Raw genomic sequence first — 206 nt, 5'->3', positions numbered from 1 at the left:
AATCCGGCAGCCACCTGCTCTCCCATATCGTTTCCAATATAGTACCATCGGCCGCTCAGGTCTTAACCATCGTGTTCGGGATGGGAACGGGTGTGTCCCCTGAGCGCATCGCCACCGGAATCTTTCGAACCTATTAAAGATTCAACAGTATATAAAACCCTTACTTCTTCTTCCTTAGAAAGGAGGTGATCCAGCCGCACCTTCCG

At 50.5% G+C, this 206-nt stretch carries 1 rRNA gene; it reads right to left on the bottom strand.

Annotation, left to right across the window (positions count from 1 at the left end):
* Position 1 precedes the first annotated feature (1 nt).
* Positions 2-119, bottom strand: a 5S ribosomal RNA gene (gene rrf / locus GPL15_RS28265).
* Between the last annotated feature and the right edge of the window lie 87 nt (positions 120-206).

The organism is Clostridium sp. MCC353 (assembly GCF_018785315.1).
Taxonomy (GTDB): Bacteria; Bacillota; Clostridia; order Lachnospirales; family Lachnospiraceae; genus CHH4-2.
The sequence above is the reverse complement of the archived record's forward strand: the minus strand, read 5'-3'. Positions and strand labels throughout refer to the sequence as shown.